Consider the following 17259-nt stretch of genomic DNA (forward strand, 5'->3'; position numbering starts at 1 on the left):
CTAGGAAACTCGGTCCAGCCGTGCGACGCCGATCTTGGCGTCGGCCATCCCGTAGAACACGTAATGCTGGCCTTGGATCCGCTCGATCGCGGTCGGAAAGACCACATTGGACACCGCGCCGGCGCGCTCGTCCGCGAGTTCGGGCACCATCAGCGGCTCGGCCGACCGCGCCAGCACGCTGCTCACGTCGTCCGGATCCAGAATCATCGCTCCCGCGCCATAACTGACCTGCTGGGTCTGGGGGTCCCAGCCGTCCGGAATCGTGCCGGTCACTCCGTGATGCAGGAGCAGCCAGCCTTCCTCGACCCGGATCGGCGGCGGGCCGGCCCCGATTTTCAGCTGTTCGTAGGGATATTCCGGCAGCGCCAGCTGTTTATGGCCGCGCAGCTCGACAAGGGCCTCGATGTCCCGCTCGACCTCGGTCGCCGGCACGTACGAGATCCAGATGCCCGGCCGGTCGTCGGTCACTCCGGCCGGCAGGTGCACGCCTTCACCCGGACGGAACCAGCCCAGGTCCCACATCGGCCGGTGCAGCATCGCGTACGCTGGCTCGCCGTCCGGGCCGGCCACCGGTTCGGGAAAGAAAACCGCGTCCTTGTTGGGAAACAGGTTCAGGTCGGTGTCCAGGCCCGGCTGGTAGCGGAAATGTACCGGGCCTAGCCGGCACCAGTGCACTACATCCTCCGAGACCGCCAGTGCCAGCCGCGGACCGAGTGGCCCGTACGCGACGTACGTCATCACATGCAAGCCCAGATGCGGAAAAAGTAGGTGGTTCGCGGATCCTCTACTCCGGCGTTGCCAATGCCGCGTTCCCAACCCTCTTCCGGAGCAAGCGCCACGCCACGCCGCTGGACACCGGTCGGAACGCCTGCTGTCAGCACGATTTCGGCCAGCCCGACCCGGGATACGTTGCCAGCGGCCACCATCCGGGGCAGCAGGTAAAGCGTCCCGTCCGGCGCTTTGCCGCTGGCGGGGTTGAGCACTCCCTCCACCTCGAACTCAGTGCCGGGCTCGGGTGACATCAGCACCCCGAGCCTGGTCAGCTTGTACGGCACGGAGCTTGCGACAACAGTTGTCTCAACAGTCGCTGACACGCTTCAACCCTTCACCCCTGACCCAACGTCCGTGGACACGAAATAGCGCTGGAAAATCACGAAAAGCGCCACCGCGGGAGCTGCCAGCACACAGGCTCCCGCGAGGATCGCCCCGAACGGGTTGGTGGCCCGGGCGGCGACCGTGCTGATGTAGTTGGCCAGCGACACGGCCAACGGCTGCATGCCGACCTGCTTGGTCACCAGGAACGGCCAGAGAAACTCGTTCCAAGGCCCGATAAAGGTCATCAGGACGGCCGTCAGCAGGGCCGGACGTACCAGCGGAACGGCCACCCGCCACAGGATCGACAGCTCGCCGGCACCGTCGATGCGGGCCGCTTCGAACATCTCTTTCGGCAGCTGAAGGAAATATTGCCGGAAGATGAACACCGCCGCGGAGTTGATCGCGAACGGCAGGATCATGCCCAGGTAGTTGTCACCCAAACCGTAGTTTCGCACGATCAACACGTAAAGCGGCACCAGCAGCAACTGGAACGGCACGACCTGGACGAGCAGGACCAGGTTGAACATCACCACCCTGCCTCGAAACTGCAACTGCGCCAACGCGTACCCTGCCAGCAGCCCGAAAACTACCGTGCAGAGGATCACCCCACCGGTGAAGATGCCGGAGTTCACCAACGATCGGCCGAGACTGACTGATGGCCGCGTTGATCTGCGCGTAGTTGTCCAGCGTCAGATTGTCCAGTCGCGGGAAGGCGCCGGCCACCGAGCTGTCCGGCGCGGTCTGCAGGCTGCCGACCAGCATGTAGTAGAACGGAAACAGAAAGACCAGCGCTCCCAGCAGCAGAACCGCGAGGCGCAGCAGCGACGACTTCGACCGCCCACGGCGGCCGGTGACCTTCCTGTCCGCTGTTTTGTCCACTGTGGACTTCACCGCGACCGTACGAGCTGATTGGGCGACCATGTCACTGCCCCCTCTCCAGCACCCGGCGGCTGGCGAGCGAGACGATCAGGACGCCGATGACAAGCAGCACACCGATCGCCGATGCGACATCGGGTTGTCCCTGCTCAATACCCTTTTGATACATCAAAAACACCGGCGAGGTGGACGCACCGTCCGGACCACCGCCACCGGTCAGCAGGTAGGGCTCGGTGAAGAGGTTGGCGCCGGTGATCATGGCCAGGATGAAGACGAGCGTGGTCGCCGGTCGCACGCCTGGCACCGTTACCGACCAGAACTTGCGGGTACGGCCGGCGCCGTCCACATCCGCCGCCTCGTACAGTTCGTTCGGTACGTTCTGCAGGGCCGCCAGGTAGAGCAGGATGAAATATCCGAGCTGTTTCCAGGTCACGAAGATCGCGATAGTCGGCATCGCCAGCGACGAGTTGATCAGCCAGGACGGCGACGGCGCCAGCGGACCCAGCAGCTGGTTGACCAGTCCGCCGGAGTTGAACAGGAACATCCACACGCCGACCACCGCGACGCTGGCGGTGATGTACGGGACGTAATAGCTGACCCGAAGAAATGTCCGGAACCGGATGGCGGCGTTGAGGGCACTGGCGAGTACGAGCGACAACCCGACTGTCAGCGGCACGTTGATCACCAGGAACACCGCGATATTGCCGAACGATCGGGCCACCGCGGGGTCTGTGAGCACCGTCCAGTAGTTGGCCAGGCCGACGAATGGCCGGTCCACGATCGCGCCGGGTGCCGTGAAGAAATACCGGTGGAAGGACATGTAGACGGCGAACACGAGTGGATAAGCGAACACCACCGCCAGGAAAATGGCATACGGCGCGACAAAGGCCGCACCGATGGGCTGCTGGCCGAGCAGCCGCAACCGCCGACCCGCGATCGCCGTGGTCATCAGGCGCTCGTGGCCAGCGAGTCGACCTTCTGAGCCGCACCGTCCAAAGTGGACTTCACCGCGGCCGTACCGAAGATCACCGACTTTGAGTACGCGTCCCGGAACGTCTGCCAGATGGTCACCGAATTCGCGACATTGGGGACCTCGACGGTCCTGCTGGCGGCGTCCGCGAATCCGGTGTAAAGCGGGTTCGCGACGAAATACTGCGGATAGAGCCGCGCGAGATCGGGCCGCAACGGCATCTGACCGGTCTGCGACAACCACTTGCCGTCCTGGTCTTTGCTCGTCGCGAACTTCAATACGTCCCAAGCGGTTGCCCGGTTCTTGCAGGACGCGTACATCGCCACGTTTTTGGCGTCGGAAAAGGTGTGGATCGCGTTGACCGGCATACCGGTCGGGGTCGGTACTGGTACGACACCCCAGTCGACCTTGTTCTGGTAGACCTTGATCGCCCACGGCCCGACGATCGCCATCCCGGCCTTGCCATCCGCGAAGGCGTCACCCTGATAGGTCTCCTTACCGGCGAGGTTCTGCGCGTACAGGCTCCGCCAGAACTCGGCCACCTTCAGCCCGGTTTCCGAGCTGAACTGGGCCTTTCCGTTCTCGACCAACTGCTGGCCGCCGCTGGCTGCCGCGAACAGCGGATAAAAATCGAACCAGGACTGGTAGAACTCACTGCTGGGTGCCGGCAGGATCGCGTACTTGGCGGCGCCGCTGCTGACGATCTTCTGTGCCGCCGCGAGGAAATCGGCGTACGTGGCCAGCTTCGGGCTGGTCGCGCTCAAGCCTGCCTTGGCGAAGACCTTCTTGTTGTAGAAGATCTGCACCGGGTTCGATTTCCACGGCAGCTGGTAGAACTTTCCGTCCGGGGACTTGTACTGGGTAGCCAACGATCCGCTGCGCTGCTGGATGTAGGCGGTGGCGCCAGGGAAGTCGTCGAGTGGCACCAGCCCAGCCTGCTTCTGGAACTGCGGCACCGCGGCCGGTGACGTGTTGAAGATCAGGCAGGGTTCGGTCCCGGCGGTGATCGCGGCGCCAATCACCTCTTCGGAACTCTTGCCCGCCGGAACCTCCTGCGCGGTGACCTTCTCGGCGGGATGCGCGGTGTTCCACGCCGCCACCATTTGCTTGCCCCACGCGATTTCGTCCGCATTGTTGGAATACCAGATCGTGATCGGGCCATGCGCCTTGGCCGCGTCGGCAGCCGATAGTCCTGCGCCACCACAGCCGGCAACCCCGATCGCGGCGACAGCGGCCAGAATTCCGGCGAGTTTCCAGCTTTTCATGATTTCTCCGGGTTTGCTCGTCGGCCGCGGAACGCCGCGACCAGGTCGTGCTCAGGTGTGCGGACGGGAGCCGGGAGCCGCCGTCGACCGGCGCACCACCAGCCGGGCCGGCTCGAGCTGCACGTCCGCGGGCCGCCCGCCCTCGACCAGGTCGAGCAGCGTACGGGCAGCGATCTCGCCCCAGCGGAACGGATCGGCCCGCACTGTGGTCAGCGCGGGATGGACGAACTCGGCCAACTCGGTGTCGTCGTACCCGGTGACCGACAGTTGGTGCGGGACACGGACGCCGAGTTCGGCGGCCGCCGAAATGCCGGCGATAGCCATGACATCGTTGGCGTAGACGATCGCGGTCGGCGGCTCCGGATCGGCCAACAGCCGACGAGTCGCCGCCACGCCGCCGGCCGCGGTGAAGTCCGCGACCACCACCGGCCCGGGCGGGATGCCGAGTCTTTCCAGTGTTTCCAGAAAGGCTTCGCGGCGGGCTTGCGCGTGCATGAAATCGATCGGCCCGGCCACGTGCGCGATGCGGGTATGCCCCATGAGCCAAATGTTCGACCGACGCCGCGATTCCCGGCCGATCGTCCAGGCACACCGCCGGAAAGCCGGACTCCTGGACCGGCCGGTTGAGCGTGACGGCCAGCTGCCCCAACTCCTTGAGCAGCGGGATCCGCGGGTCGTCACGGCGAAGGTCGGACAGCAGAAAACCGTCCACCCGGGAGTCGCGTACGAGCCTTCGATAGCCTGCGACCTCGTCCTGAGCGGTGCCGACGACCTGCAGAACCAGCACCTGACCCTGCTGCGCCAGCACGGACTCGACGCCCGCGATGAACGCCGGGAAGAACGGGTCCGACCGCAGCAGCGCCGGATCCCGGGCAACCACAAAACCGAGCGAGAACGCACGCGAGTACGACAGTGCCCTGGCACGCTGGCTCGGTTGCCAGCCGAGCTCGTCCACCGCCGCCAGGATCCGCGCGCGGGTCTGCTCAGTGAGCCCCGGCCGGTCGTTCACGACCAGCGACACCGCACCCTTCGAGACGCGCGCACGCTCGGCGACATCCGCGATGGTGGGCCGCCGGTTCACCATGTCGAACTCCCTATTAAACCGGTTCAATAGACGATTGAACCGGTTTAACAGCTCACCACTGTGTTGTCAACCACACCCAGTTGACGTCTCGGGATTGAGGTGAAAGTTCGGGAAGTCCGCTCATCGATACAAAGTCTTTTCGGCCCATCGATCAGCGAGCTGCCGCCCATCGCTGCTGAGTGTGGGGGTTTTGTCCCACTCTCGATGATTCGAGGCACCACAGAAGCGCCAGGAGGTCGAGCCACCACACTGGTACGAGTCGGCCTGGCTGCAAGTCGCGATCGTGGGCGTGGTCGCGATGCTCATCGGATTTCTGTGCTATCCGGTCACCGCCGCGATACCCCGGTTGGGTGGCCGGCGTACCCGCCGCCGCCCATGCGCTGCGCCGCGAGACTTCTGGTCGCCGCGGGCGTTCTGACGATCGCCAGAATGGCCTACTTCCTGCCGTCCATGTGCAGGCAGGCCGGTGCCACCCAGATCGGGCCGACGATCCTCGACCGGCCGCCGGCCGGGCTGTTGCGCCAACTGGCGGCGGTCAGTGCGATCGTCGCGGCCGCCCCGATACTGGCACGGTACTTGCGAAAACGACTGTCGGCCGGCCCGCTAGTGACACCTCTTGCCAGCGCCGCGTTGTTCCTGGGGCGGGCCAGCTATTGGGACCTGTTCACGGTGGTCGAGCAGTCGCACGAACGGTGGTCGCGACCTGCGGTTGACCGGTGGCAACAGTCGACACGAATCCTGCGCCATACCGTAATGGACAGGCGTGCCGTTCCTGAAATCGACCGGTCGGATTGAGGAAGCTCAGGCGAAATCGCTGCGCAGTATTTTGGTCGCTACACGGCCAGCTGGTGGCCAAATGGCGAGGGATTTGCGCCAGCTCCTCAGATCGGTGAAGATCGACTCATCGTCCCAGCCCGAGGCCGACCGACCGCGTGCCAGTACTTCGGCCTATTCTGATATGCATGCATCGCGAAACCACATCATTTACTGGCTTTCCTCGCGATTCCGTTGGCAGCGACACCACTGCCTGCCGACCAGGCGGCTGCGGAACTCTACCGGGCAGCTCTCCAAGCCGGACTGTTGATCGAGTCGACTGACGAGGCCGTGCTCGTCGACATCGGCGCGACTGTTGCTGGAGATCCAACCGGTCCGCCAAGTTTGGGTCGTTAATTGTTCAAGGATCGACCAGGCGCTGTTGACTTATGCCACCGAAGTTAGCTGACCATCGATCGGCCGCATCTGGACAAAGAAATAGCTGCTATCTAATTGACCACGTTGTGCTGTGACCTCGATCTCGATCGGACGTCTCTGATAACAGATGAGAACGTCAATTGAGGGGAGCATCACAGGAATGTCATTAGCCTGGTCGGAACATGAGGGACGTGACTCCACGTCGGGTCCGACGCTCCTAAGAACTGCGCGAGATTACATAGGATACTCACAGGAACGACTGGCGGCAGAAAGTGGGGTTGTCAGTACGGACAATTCGGGGACTCGAGGCAAGAGTAGTCGCGATGCCACGCCGGGACACAATTGACCGGATTGTGGTCGCGCTGGGCCTGACCGGCGACCAACGCGGCACGTTTCTGGCCGCCTGGGGTCAGCACGGCGAACGCCGCACGGTACCTTTCGGTGAGCTTCTTCAGAGTCCGGAGAACTATCAATCCCTGTTGGGGAATCTGGATGGTCGAATTGACCGGGTGGCAACTACTTTTGCGAAGAAGACTACTTTCGTCGACCCTTTCCGTCGCATTGTCCTGGACCGATCGGAACGAGTCGTCATTGCCAGTCAATCGGCGGTCGCTGGTACGCCGCTTGTGGTCGCGGCCGACTCGCCTGACGACCTAGATGCGATCCGGCTGTACGCGGTCCGCGGATGCCAGGTAAGCCAGCAGGCATCGTTCCGGGACGGCCCGATCGGTGTCTTCGAGATTGGCTTCGACCGGATTGTCCGGTCCGGCGAAGCCTATCTCTACGGTTTTGAGCACCGGTACGATTTCACTTCCCGGCACCATGTCCATGGCAATCGGAGCTCCGCGGCTCCTTTTGCCGGCAGGAACACAATGACCGGATTCCATCGGGCGGCGCGCCTGGGAATAACCAGAGTCATCTTCCCGCCCGGTGATCGGCCGCGTCGCTGTGTTCATCTGTTCGAGCGTCGCCTCGGCGGTGGATACGAGGAGATCGATGATCTCCATGTCTCGGACAGCGGCGAGACGCAGATCGTCGTTGTCGATCCGGTAGCCGGATGGCACGGCATCGGTTGGGAATGGTAAAGGAATGTCAGCAGCAACCACCCAATGGGACTATGGCAAATTTTCTTACGTTCATGGTGAAGGAGTTCACAAGAAGGATGTCGCCGGCCGGACTGGTAGCAGCGACCGCCCGGTCGGCGGTCAGTTCGGCAACCAACGCCAGCAGATAATTTGGGTAGCCGTCAAGGGCGATATCCACACGCGGCTCCGGCAGGACGGCCCGTCGCGGTGACTCACGGTCGTGTTGCCTTTGCCTCGCGCTAAAACAGTCCGCGCACCAGGGCGTTCCCGGCTGGTCGAGAGGGCCGATCCTGATGTCCGGGTGTTCCTGAACCACCAGCAGCGACGCGGTCCCAGCCGCCCGACAGGAGACGGTCAGCTCATCAATCTCCGGGTCGTCGCAGTCTGTGGCCACTATGACCAGACCACCGTCTCCAGGCTGACCGGCCACTATTTCGGCGGCCCCCTCCACCAGCGGTAGCTGCCGGCGCCGCAGGGCAGCCTTGGCCAACGGCGCCAAAGCCGCACCGAATTTGCCGCGTACCACCAGCCGCACAGCGCTCGGCGCGACGGAAGAAATGCCACAGTCGATGGTCATTCTCGCCCTTCCCCTCGTTCGGGGTCCGACTTTGTCAGCCATCCGCCTGCGGAGGCGAGGCAACTGGCCGGCAGTCGTTGAATTGCCGGGGCATTGCCTGTTGGCCCGCGGCTCGATGACCTTTATGTTCAGCCGGAAGGGACCGCCGTCCGCCGAGGTATCGAAGGGGATGCGCATGACCCAGATTTCACCCGTGATTCGTTTCGTGGCGGGATTTGGCGCACGGGCCACTGTCGCAGGTGTGGATATTTTTGGTGGTCCAGACACCATTCGGCTGGCGGGCCCGCAACGTCGCGCGTTGATTCTTGACCTGCTTGCCGGGCTACGGCGAGGAGCGAGTCAGACCGAGCTGGCCAGCGAACTGGAAGTCCCTCTTGATGCCGTCGCGGCCGCAGTCGGACTTCTTGCCGGAAAGGGCGTGCTCACCGAGCATCCACCACATGGGTCGGCGGCCTCGGAGCAGATAGCTCGGCAGTTGGACCGCCTGATCGGGGTACGGCAGGCCGAGCGGGCTCTGCGCGCGCTCCAGGACGCACAAGTGTGGCTCGACGTCGACGGTTGGGCGGCAACAGTGCTTACCGAACATCTTGAGAAATCGGGGGTTCGGCGAATCCGGTCCTTCCGAGAGCGCCGCACCGCGGCGCCAAATGAGCTTGTCCTCACCGTGCTTTCTGACCGCGAGCGGCCTCATCGCACCGAAGGGCTGCCAGAGTTGCTCGTGGAGTTGGGCACGACTGAACCGGTCGTCGGGCCATTGCTGCACGTGCGCGGAGGAGGTTGTTCCCGTTGCGTCGGTCGGAAAACCGGCCGGGTGTCCACCGATCAAGCCTGCCAGCGAGTCGCGCTCGCAGTGGCCGCGGCCGAAGTTGTCAGATTTCTCAGCAAGCGGGGGTCTGCCGAACAACCGGCGCGGTCGTCCGCATCGCGGACGGGGGCGTAGTCCAAACGCGAGAACCAGTGACGAGGGACCCGGCCTGTCAGTGCTGCGGTAGGTCTGGTCTGACCTTGGACGAGTCGGCTCTTGCTGCGTACCACACCCTTCTCTCCTCCGATGTTGTCCTGCGTACAAGCCGCGACGACGTCCATCTGCCGGAATCAATGTCCAAACTGGACTGGACGCGGCGATTACCTTCCTGCCGATGCCGGCCACCGAGATCGGGGTCGTACCAGACTGGATCTCGTCCGCGCGAGAGGTACTGGTAGAGGTGGTTGGCGGACATCGTCGTGCGCCCACCGTCGGCGGTACGCGGCTGCTGAACGTCTTCACCCGCATACAGGTGCCGCCGGGCGCGCAGACGCATTATGTCGATCCCGCTGGTTCAGGACTGGTCGAGCTTCCCGATGACGGGCTACCACGGTTTCCTGGTGGAGCGGAGGGAATGGTTGTTGTCACGTCCTACCCGATAGCCAGCGCGAAAGCGGTGGCCGGCGACCGGATGGGGATCGTCGCCTGGCAGGACACCGCGGTGTTGCTGAGCCGGCTGGAGGCCGCTCTTCATGAGCAAGGTCTCACACTGAAGCAGCGTACCTACGAAGTCCCCGACCGAGCGTTGTTCGACGAACTGTCACTGGATAGCGGCCGGGACGAGATCACCTGCGTTGCCGATATCGTGTCGACGAAGGAGGCAGTGTCGAGTCCGCCATTTCGGCGAGAGAAGGATCTAGATTTCCTGGCAGAGCTCCACGATGTAGCGGACACAACCGGTGTGTACGTTCGAGCCTATCCCGGCGCCGATATTCCCGCTGGCGTGTATCGAGTCGACGCCAGTGGCCTCGTTGCCACGGCCCTGGACCCAACCGGGCTTGATGACGCACTTGAGCTCAGAGACATTCGATGCAGGTATCTGATTGTCTTCACCTCCGACCTGCTTGAGGTGCTGGCTGCCGAAGGCGAACGTGGACTGCCTGAGACGATCATGCGTCAGACGGCCGCGGCAGACGCGGCTTGTCAGCGATACCAGGGACACGCTGAGCTCTGCCTGTGTCTGCCAACGACTCTCCTTGCCCCTGACGAGCGTGGCTGGGCCACCGCCTTCCGGAGTTTCGCAGCGCTGTGCCTGGAAGGCCCGCAAATCTCCGTCGCCACGGTGGTGCGTTGGTGATGGACGGGACACCGGATCCTTTTCACTCCGCGCTTGACGGCGCCGATCGATCAGCTCGCACCGGCGACATTGCGCATCGGGACTCAGGTGTCGACATTGACTCTTCGACAGCTTCCGCACGGTGCCCTGAAGGCATTGTTGCGCCTCAGCGACGGGCCTGTGACCATGGCCGAACTGCTGGCCCTGGCCGGCCTCGACGGCAAGCCGAGCTCGGATCGCTTTTGGCTTGAAGTAGAACACCTTTTTTCCAGGTTCGCGATCAAAATCGCTATCGTGGACGACGACGGAACGGTCGCCGAACTGACCCCGAACAGTCAGCTTGCCGCTCCCGTCTGGGATCATCGCGGTATCACTGGTGAGTCCTACCGCGCTTCGCAGTACACGCTTTTGCGCCACGCCAACGGTGTCCTGCTTTTCGAGCAGCTTGTACGCCATGTCCAAATACACACGTCACGGCCCCTGCTGGCCACGATCTTCGCCGCGCTTGCTGATGCTCAGGATTTGTCAGACGTCTCCCTCCTTCTACCCGGGACGGCAGAAGGGGTACTTCCCGCAGCCATGTGGCTGCTCGCCCTGTCTGGAGCAATTGAACGGACTGATACGACGGAAGCCGACGATCCCGCGTTGACGGTCCGGCAGCCGCACGATTTGTTTCTTCACAACAACAGCAGGCGTGGTTTGTCTCCCGGGCGAGTTAGCGCGAGCTATCGCTTTGCCGGCCAGAAGGCGCCGTTGCCGGCCCTACGGGAGCCGTGGCCCGGCGAGTCGGTGGTGTTGCCGCGGCCGGATCTTGACGTTCTGCGCAAATGTGATCCCCCTCTCGCGGACGTGATGGAACGTCGACGATCCGTCCGTACGTTCCAGGACACCCCGCTGACGCTGCCGCAGATCGGTGAATTCCTCTACCGGATCTTCCGCGTCAAGTCGGTGGTCCCGGCTTCAATGGACAATGACCACGGGTACGAATCCACCCGTCGGGCGATTCCCAGCGCCGGCGGAATGCACGCTTTGAAGTGTATGTGGCCGTCGGTGCGGTGGCGGATTTGGAGCGATTGCTTTATCACTACCATCCGGCGAACCACACCCTGACACCGGTTTGCACTGCCGCACACGTCGCGCCCGCATTTGTCCAGGGTGCGCGACAGGCCACCGGGTGCGATCGCGAGCCGGCAATCGTCGTGGTACTCGCCTCACGTTTCGGACGCCTCGCGTGGAAGTACGAAGGGCTGCCGTACAGCCTCACCCTCCGGAACGTGGGCGTCGCCTACGACGCGATGTACCTCGTCGCGACCGCGATGGGGCTTGCGGGCTGCGGGCTAGGCACCGCCGACTCGGCGTTGTTCGGTGCGGCCACAGGAATACCAGCACACGTCGAGTCGTCCGTAGGCGAATTCATGCTGGGCACGCCGAGAGCGGCGGGGTAACAGGAAACCGAGTCTCAAAGGGAGAGGCGTCATGTGGAGTTATGAAGAGCTGGAGGCGGTTGCCCAGCGGCTTCGCGACCATGCCGAGGTCCGGGAAGTGGCGGCAGTGCGAAACAGCGACGGGCTTCGGTACATTCTGATCGAACCAGACGGTTTTCTCTTTTGGTCCGGCGCTGCGTGATCTGGTGCTCGACCAGGTCGAGCCGCACAACGGAACGAACGTGGTCGCGATCGTGGGCTCGATTCCCACCGATCCGGACGGGACTATCAACCGGGAGAACTGCGTCGCCATCGCTGAAGCACTCGAACGTACTCCCATCGGGCTGTTCCGTTACGAGCCGCCGGCCGACCAGACCGAGGTCGCGCTGGTAGAACTTCTGTTGGAAATGCTGCCTTACCAGCGGATCAGCATGACAGACAACTTGCCGATGCTTGGCGCGGACTCGCTGGTGATCGTCGAGTTGAGTGCTGTCCTGTCGGAGCGTTTCGGCGTGCAGGTTGGCGCGATTGAACTCTTCGAGGTCCGCGACCTGCGCGGACTAGCGGCTCGTCTCGCTGCCTCAATGGCCCTCCAGGGATGATCCCCACCGAGGCCCGCACGCTGCCGATTTTCGCGCTGCGGGGTGTCCGAAATCATCGACGTGCTGCACACTTTCGTCGAAGAGACAGGGATTCCCGGTGCGTCCGCAGCCGTTTTCTCCGCGGATGGGACAATCTCAAGCGCAGCAGTCGGCGTCCGCGCCGTTGACGCCCCACAAGAGCCGATGACGACGGACACTGCCGGACCGCTTTACAGCCTGTCAAAACTGCTGACCATGACAGGCATCGCGATCCTGGTTGACCAGGGTGAGCTCTCGTTCGACGAACCGATCACTCGATATCTGCCCGACACGGAGCAGACCGAACGATTCTCCACCACGACCTTGCGCCACCTGCTCAGCCACACCAGCGGACTGTTGCCAGTCGCGCCCTCACCGACGCATCCTGCCCAGTCGTACGACGCGCTCGAGCGCTGGGCTCTGGGTGCGGGTCTGACCACCGGTCGACTTTCTCTTCCGGAGCAAGGTGTCTTCGGGTACAGCAAACGTGGGCGTCGCACTAGCCGGCTATGTCGCCCAGAGGGTCGCCCAGGAGCCGTTCGCGTATGCGATGCGGGATCTTCTGTTCGGCCCGGCCAGGATGCGGCGGGCCACATTCGACCCGCTGGTCGCGATGACCGGGCCGATCACCCAGCAGCACATGCAGGACAAGGGGCGACTGTGGGTACGGCGCCGGTTCGATCTGCCCGCGGAGTTCATGCCGTGCACAGGTGCTTTCGGGTCGGTGACGGACCTGGCCAGGCTGGGCATGGTGCTGCTCGGTATGGACAGCGTGCGTCCCTTGCTGTCCGAGCGTCTTCGGCGGGATATTCTCCACCCCACAGTGGACGTCGGACTCGACATCGAGCGAATACACGGGCTCGCGGTGGCGCAATGGCCGCGATATGGCGGCATGGCGTGCATCGGGCACGACGGTCACTGGTCGGGTTGTTGGCTCAGACTGGCGATTATTCCGGAGCTGCGAATTGGTGCGGCCTGGCTGGACAACCGAGACGAGACTTCGACCGCGGCCTGCGAGGCATCCGTACGTCCAGCATCGACCAGCTCTTGCATCTCGCGGGGGCGGGCAGCCGTGACGCGGCCCGAGCGTACGTCCCCAATGACCTTCCGTCTGTCGCGGTGGCGTCTGGGACCTACGCACGTCCGGCCGGACGGCCGATCGAGATCACGGCTGAAAATGACGCACTGGTGGCCACCGATGGCCCGCGGACGGCCCGCTATTCACACCTGAGCGGCCGAGTTTTCGTTGCCGACGAGAGCAAGGATCTGATGGGGTACGTACCCTGGGAACCGGAGATCCACACTGATCGTTCCGCGCTCTGTCTCGTCGGACCGCCGAAGTCGCCGACGCACCTGCTGCTCAACGGCGTTCCATACCGGCGGGTTCGATGACCTCCGCGGACCATGAGTTGCTGAGGATCCTGCAGATCTCGTTTGCCTATCCTCCGACCGTAGGTGGGGTGGAAAGCCATGTCTGGGATGTCAGCCACCGGCTGCAACAGGAGGGCCATGCGGTCCGTGTTGTCGCGGGTGCTGGACCGGCAAATACACCAGGCACCGTGGAGGTCCGGCGCTTTGACGAACTCACCGTGGCGCGCCTGCTGGATATTCGCGCTCCGCTGCATCCAGACGCACCACCTGATCCAGTAGCGGTAGGCCGGCTGTCGTCGTTGCTGTCAGCCGAAGTCGACGACTTCGGACCTGACGTCGTGCACATCCACAATCCGCACAGGTTCGGACCCGAGCTGGCACATGCACTTTTCGAAGCCTCGGCTGTGCCAGCGGTGGCGACGATTCACGACCGGGTTCGCCCGTCCCTGTATCCGCAGGTTCTCAACCTGCCGTGGGAGGTCGTACTTTACGTCAGTCATCACATTTCAGAGGAGCTACCCAGCGCCCGGTCGACCGCCGTACGCTGGCTCGGCATCGACCTGGACGCTTTTGGTCCCGACGGGCCGGCGGACGCGCGGCTGCAGGCCATGCCCCGGCCGGTGATCTTCCACCCGGCGCGGTTGAAAAGGTGGAAAGGCATCGAATGTGGTATCCGGGCTTTCGCCGAGGTTCATCGGAAGCTCGGGGGCACGTTGGTGCTCTGTGAATCGGGCGATGTGGTGGGCTCGCCGAAGCGGGCCGATCAGTTTCGGGCCGAACTGACAGCCCTCGCGAACCGTCTCGGAATCGCCGCCTCGGTACGTTTCGCGAGCTTCACGTACGCCGAGATCCCGGCGGCTTACCGTGCCGCAGACCTGGTCTGGTATCCCACCATTGACGAGGAGGCGCTTGGCCTCGTACCGCTGGAGGCAATGGCCGTCGGAGTCCCCGTCGTCGTGTCCCGATCGGGCGGGATGCGAGAGACGGTACGAGACAATGAAAATGGTCTCACGGTGGAAAAAGACAACTCGGCCGCGCTCGCGGCAGCCGCGACGCGCGACTGCTCACCGACCAGCGGTTGCGCGACAGAATCGTGGCAAACGGGAGACGACACTCGGCCGACTTCGACGTCGGATCGTACGCTCAATGGCTGGTCTGGCAATACTGTTCGGCAGTCAATGTGCGACGGCCCCTTATGGTTACCCAGGAAAGAGCGCCCGCGATGACGCGACTGACAGACATTTCATGAACGGCCGCGATCAGCCGACGGTCTGGATCTTCACCGACCTCTACTGGCCCACTCACGCCGGCGTAGCGGTAACGGTCGACTTCACTATCGAAACACTGCGAGCAGCGGGATATCGGGTCGGCCTCGTCGCGGTAGGGAACGCGGTTGGCTCGGCAGCTGACGACGTGATCGCCGTGCCGGCCGTCAATGACCTGAACTACCAGGGGGACCAAACCGCGGTGTTCAGCGCGCTCGCGCTGACCAGGAAGCTCCGACGGTCGACTTCGCCAGCGGATGTCTTCATCCTGGCCACTCCTGGACGCCTCGGTTTGAGCGGGATCGGGATCGGCCGGCTGCTCAACATCCGGACGATCCTGCTGCACCTGACGGATTTTGTGGCATACACCCGATATTATTCGCCGGCCAGGCTCGTCCTCACCAACGCGGCCAAAATTTCCTTTGCCTTGATGGCTTCGGCGGTCGCGCGACGGAGACCGCTAACCCGCGAACGGTCCCTCGTCCCGCATCGCGGGACGGTCAGGGGTAGGGTTTTTTTTTCGCGACGGCGGCGCTGACCATGATCTGCAGACGTGCGGACACGGTCCTCGCCCTTTCCGAATGGCATGCCGCGTCGTTGCGCCGTTCCGGTATTCCGGCGCGGGTGTGGCCGTCCGGAATCACCCTGCCAGCGAACTGGCCTGCTCGCCGCCGTACCAAGTCGGCTGCGCCGGTCCGCTTCCTATACGTCGGGCGGGTGGTGCCGGAAAAGAATGTCCTGTTGCTGCTACGAGCGTTCTCTTTGTTGGTGGCGACCGGCATCGAGGTCGAACTGGTGATCGCCGGGACCGGCCGGGCGCTCGACGAGGCGAAGACATTCGCCCGTCAGCGGGAATCGCCGCGCGGTCCGGTTTCTTGGAGGAGTCCCGCGCGATGACCTTGGGGCGGTCTATGCGGAATCGGATGTCTTTGTGTTTCCATCGGTGACCGACACCCAGGGACTCGTGCTGTCCGAGGCCGCGCTTTACCGCCTCCCGCTGATCACCTTGGACCCGCGGCTGCCGCTCGGCACCACCGACGCGACAGCTATGGGCGATCCAGCAGCTCTTGCCAGCCGAATGGGCGCGTTGGCGCGCGATCCCCTTGTTCGCCGGCGGGCCGGCGAACAAGCGTGGCTGTCGGTGTACCGTATGCAAGAGCGGTCACGCGAGAGTTTGCTATCGGTGGTCGGCGCGTACGCGCGAAAGTCAGTGGTCCGCGACGCCCAGGCCCAGGTCGGCGCGGACCGCGGTGCCCACCGCGGAGACGAACGCATTGGTACGTAGGCTCAAACTGCTGAGTCGGTAGGCCACAACTGTACGGCTGCCCGGCTCGCAGATCACCCCGGTGCCGTACCGACTGCCGATCGTGCCACCGTGCCCGAACGCGGCCGAATCCCAATCGTCCGCGAAGTTGATTCCGGTGCCACCGCGGAAAAACCCGGTGGCGAACGGGACACTGGGCTGTCCGGTGGTGACGCTGATAGGCATCGACGGCTGGATCAGGGCAGCTACGGTGGCGGGCTCGATCGGCACTACTGCCCCTTCCATTGTCGCCTGGCCTTCTAGGCAGTCGAGGATACGGACGTACAACCTGACCAGGTCGCTCACGGAGGCGCACCCGCCCCAAGCTGGATTTGGCCGGTCGTACAAGCGGTATTTTCCCTGGTCGACGTACGGTTCCCAGTTCTCGGTCCCGTGACGCAACAGGAATGGGTGATTTTCTTCGGCATGTCCTAACAGGCGCGAATCCTCTGCGCCAGGCCACATTATGCGCGTAGTCAGCGCGATAATGGGTTCGCCGAGGACCTGCTCGGCCACCCACCCGAGCAGGTGCCACCCGGCCGTGAGGCTGTAGAACCCGATCGGGCGCCACGTCCACGACGCGATCCGGAGCGCGAGAAGTCGGTCAACGTATTCGTGGAAGTCCACCGAATAGACTCTCGTGCTTCGGAGCTCAGGGATTCCGGCCCGATGAGTGAGCAACTCGCGCAACGTACAGTTGGCAATGACTGCGTTCGTCCCGGCCGGCACCCAGCGCGAAAGGTGATCGTCCAAACTCAACAGGCCGTGCTGTGCGGCCGCCGCCAGAACCAGCGCGGTGAGTGGCTTTACCGCGCAGCGCATCTCGCCAACTGAGTCGACGCGAGCCGGTACGCCTGCCGATTCGGCGCCGAATGCCGCGTTCGCCACGAGTTCGCCATCGTGGAAGACGGTCAGGTGGATACCAAGCATCACGCCCGCCGCCAACGCGCTTTCACACAGCTGCAGGGTTTGTGTCAGCCTCGCCAGCCCCATCGATCCGTCGTTCATCGAGCCTCATTTCCAGATAGTCGTTTCATGCCCTGTGAAATGAA

The 17259-nt window shown here is 63.7% G+C and carries 20 protein-coding genes and 3 pseudogenes; 13 read left to right on the forward strand and 10 right to left on the reverse strand.

Going from position 1 to position 17259, the window contains the following annotated elements:
- From GNX96_RS21385 to GNX96_RS64375, 8 genes and pseudogenes are all read right to left on the reverse strand, one after another.
- Positions 1-738, reverse strand: coding sequence for a glycoside hydrolase family 130 protein (locus tag GNX96_RS21385; RefSeq protein WP_279581056.1), 738 nt, complete (start codon positions 736-738; stop codon positions 1-3).
- A complete protein-coding gene (locus tag GNX96_RS53905; protein ID WP_279581057.1) occupies positions 738-1094 on the reverse strand; it encodes a hypothetical protein in 357 nt (118 codons plus the stop codon). The genes GNX96_RS21385 and GNX96_RS53905 overlap by 1 nt, the downstream gene beginning before the upstream one ends.
- Before the next feature lie 3 nt (positions 1095-1097).
- Complete coding sequence (locus GNX96_RS53910) at positions 1098-1622, reverse strand: carbohydrate ABC transporter permease (RefSeq protein WP_279581058.1); 525 nt, start codon at positions 1620-1622, stop codon at positions 1098-1100.
- Positions 1528-2016 carry a hypothetical protein gene (locus tag GNX96_RS53915; protein WP_279581059.1) on the reverse strand — a complete coding sequence of 163 codons (489 nt, stop codon included), beginning with the start codon at positions 2014-2016 and terminating at the stop codon, positions 1528-1530. The genes GNX96_RS53910 and GNX96_RS53915 overlap by 95 nt, the downstream gene beginning before the upstream one ends.
- 1 nt (position 2017) lies before the next feature.
- Entirely contained in the window at positions 2018-2920 is a 903-nt protein-coding gene (locus tag GNX96_RS21395) for a carbohydrate ABC transporter permease (protein ID WP_163569429.1), read from the reverse strand.
- Entirely contained in the window at positions 2920-4206 is a 1287-nt protein-coding gene (locus tag GNX96_RS21400) for an extracellular solute-binding protein (RefSeq protein WP_163569430.1), read from the reverse strand. The genes GNX96_RS21395 and GNX96_RS21400 overlap by 1 nt, the downstream gene beginning before the upstream one ends.
- 51 nt (positions 4207-4257) lie before the next feature.
- Positions 4258-4746: a LacI family DNA-binding transcriptional regulator gene (locus GNX96_RS53920; RefSeq protein WP_279581060.1), complete on the reverse strand. Its 489-nt coding sequence runs from the start codon at positions 4744-4746 to the stop codon at positions 4258-4260.
- Positions 4747-4798: 52 nt separating this feature from the next.
- Positions 4799-5290 (reverse strand): annotated as a pseudogene (locus GNX96_RS64375) (LacI family DNA-binding transcriptional regulator); the annotation flags it as partial.
- Positions 5291-5719: 429 nt separating this feature from the next.
- Between GNX96_RS64375 and GNX96_RS21410 the strand changes: the two are divergent.
- Both GNX96_RS21410 and GNX96_RS21415 read left to right on the forward strand, forming a co-directional pair.
- Entirely contained in the window at positions 5720-6085 is a 366-nt protein-coding gene (locus tag GNX96_RS21410) for a hypothetical protein (protein ID WP_163569431.1), read from the forward strand.
- 749 nt (positions 6086-6834) lie between these two features.
- The gene (locus GNX96_RS21415) at positions 6835-7566 is read left to right on the forward strand and encodes a hypothetical protein (protein WP_163569432.1); all 732 of its coding nucleotides are present in this window, start codon (positions 6835-6837) and stop codon (positions 7564-7566) included.
- A gap of 7 nt (positions 7567-7573) precedes the next feature.
- Here GNX96_RS21415 and GNX96_RS21420 read toward each other — a convergent pair whose 3' ends face one another.
- The gene (locus tag GNX96_RS21420; protein WP_279581062.1) at positions 7574-8143 is read right to left on the reverse strand and encodes a TOMM precursor leader peptide-binding protein; all 570 of its coding nucleotides are present in this window, start codon (positions 8141-8143) and stop codon (positions 7574-7576) included.
- Between the two features lie 100 nt (positions 8144-8243).
- On the opposite strand from GNX96_RS21420, the gene GNX96_RS21425 reads away from it, so the two are divergent.
- The 11 genes and pseudogenes from GNX96_RS21425 to GNX96_RS53935 all read left to right on the forward strand — a co-directional run bounded on the left by GNX96_RS21425 (position 8244) and on the right by GNX96_RS53935 (position 16189).
- The gene (locus tag GNX96_RS21425; RefSeq protein ID WP_279581063.1) at positions 8244-9083 is read left to right on the forward strand and encodes a hypothetical protein; all 840 of its coding nucleotides are present in this window, start codon (positions 8244-8246) and stop codon (positions 9081-9083) included.
- Between the two features lie 337 nt (positions 9084-9420).
- Positions 9421-10245, forward strand: a complete 825-nt coding sequence (locus tag GNX96_RS21430) for a hypothetical protein (protein ID WP_163569435.1) — start codon at positions 9421-9423, stop codon at positions 10243-10245.
- Positions 10246-10278: 33 nt separating this feature from the next.
- Positions 10279-11334 carry a nitroreductase family protein gene (locus tag GNX96_RS21435; protein ID WP_163569436.1) on the forward strand — a complete coding sequence of 352 codons (1056 nt, stop codon included), beginning with the start codon at positions 10279-10281 and terminating at the stop codon, positions 11332-11334.
- A complete protein-coding gene (locus GNX96_RS21440; protein ID WP_163569437.1) occupies positions 11280-11669 on the forward strand; it encodes a SagB family peptide dehydrogenase in 390 nt (129 codons plus the stop codon). The genes GNX96_RS21435 and GNX96_RS21440 overlap by 55 nt, the downstream gene beginning before the upstream one ends.
- A gap of 31 nt (positions 11670-11700) precedes the next feature.
- Positions 11701-11850 carry a hypothetical protein gene (locus GNX96_RS53930; RefSeq protein ID WP_279581064.1) on the forward strand — a complete coding sequence of 50 codons (150 nt, stop codon included), beginning with the start codon at positions 11701-11703 and terminating at the stop codon, positions 11848-11850.
- 4 nt (positions 11851-11854) lie between these two features.
- On the forward strand, positions 11855-12250 hold the full coding sequence (locus GNX96_RS21445; RefSeq protein ID WP_163569438.1) for an acyl carrier protein: 396 nt from the start codon (positions 11855-11857) through the stop codon (positions 12248-12250).
- A 60-nt stretch (positions 12251-12310) separates the two neighbouring features.
- Positions 12311-12673: pseudogene (locus tag GNX96_RS64380) on the forward strand (serine hydrolase domain-containing protein); the annotation flags it as partial.
- An 82-nt stretch (positions 12674-12755) separates the two neighbouring features.
- Positions 12756-13499, forward strand: coding sequence for a serine hydrolase domain-containing protein (locus GNX96_RS21455; RefSeq protein ID WP_163569439.1), 744 nt, complete (start codon positions 12756-12758; stop codon positions 13497-13499).
- 157 nt (positions 13500-13656) lie between these two features.
- Positions 13657-14865, forward strand: coding sequence for a glycosyltransferase family 4 protein (locus GNX96_RS21460; RefSeq protein WP_163569440.1), 1209 nt, complete (start codon positions 13657-13659; stop codon positions 14863-14865).
- Between the two features lie 19 nt (positions 14866-14884).
- Entirely contained in the window at positions 14885-15442 is a 558-nt protein-coding gene (locus tag GNX96_RS21465) for a glycosyltransferase family 1 protein (RefSeq protein WP_163569441.1), read from the forward strand.
- A gap of 2 nt (positions 15443-15444) precedes the next feature.
- Positions 15445-16189: pseudogene (locus GNX96_RS53935) on the forward strand (glycosyltransferase family 4 protein).
- On the opposite strand, the gene GNX96_RS21480 reads toward GNX96_RS53935, so the two are convergent.
- A complete protein-coding gene (locus GNX96_RS21480; RefSeq protein ID WP_163569443.1) occupies positions 16112-17200 on the reverse strand; it encodes a serine hydrolase domain-containing protein in 1089 nt (362 codons plus the stop codon). The pseudogene GNX96_RS53935 and the gene GNX96_RS21480 sit on opposite strands and share 78 nt — an antisense overlap.
- Positions 17201-17259 lie beyond the last annotated feature (59 nt).

This window comes from Fodinicola feengrottensis (genome assembly GCF_010993775.1).
Taxonomy (GTDB): Bacteria; Actinomycetota; Actinomycetes; order Mycobacteriales; family HKI-0501; genus Fodinicola; species Fodinicola feengrottensis.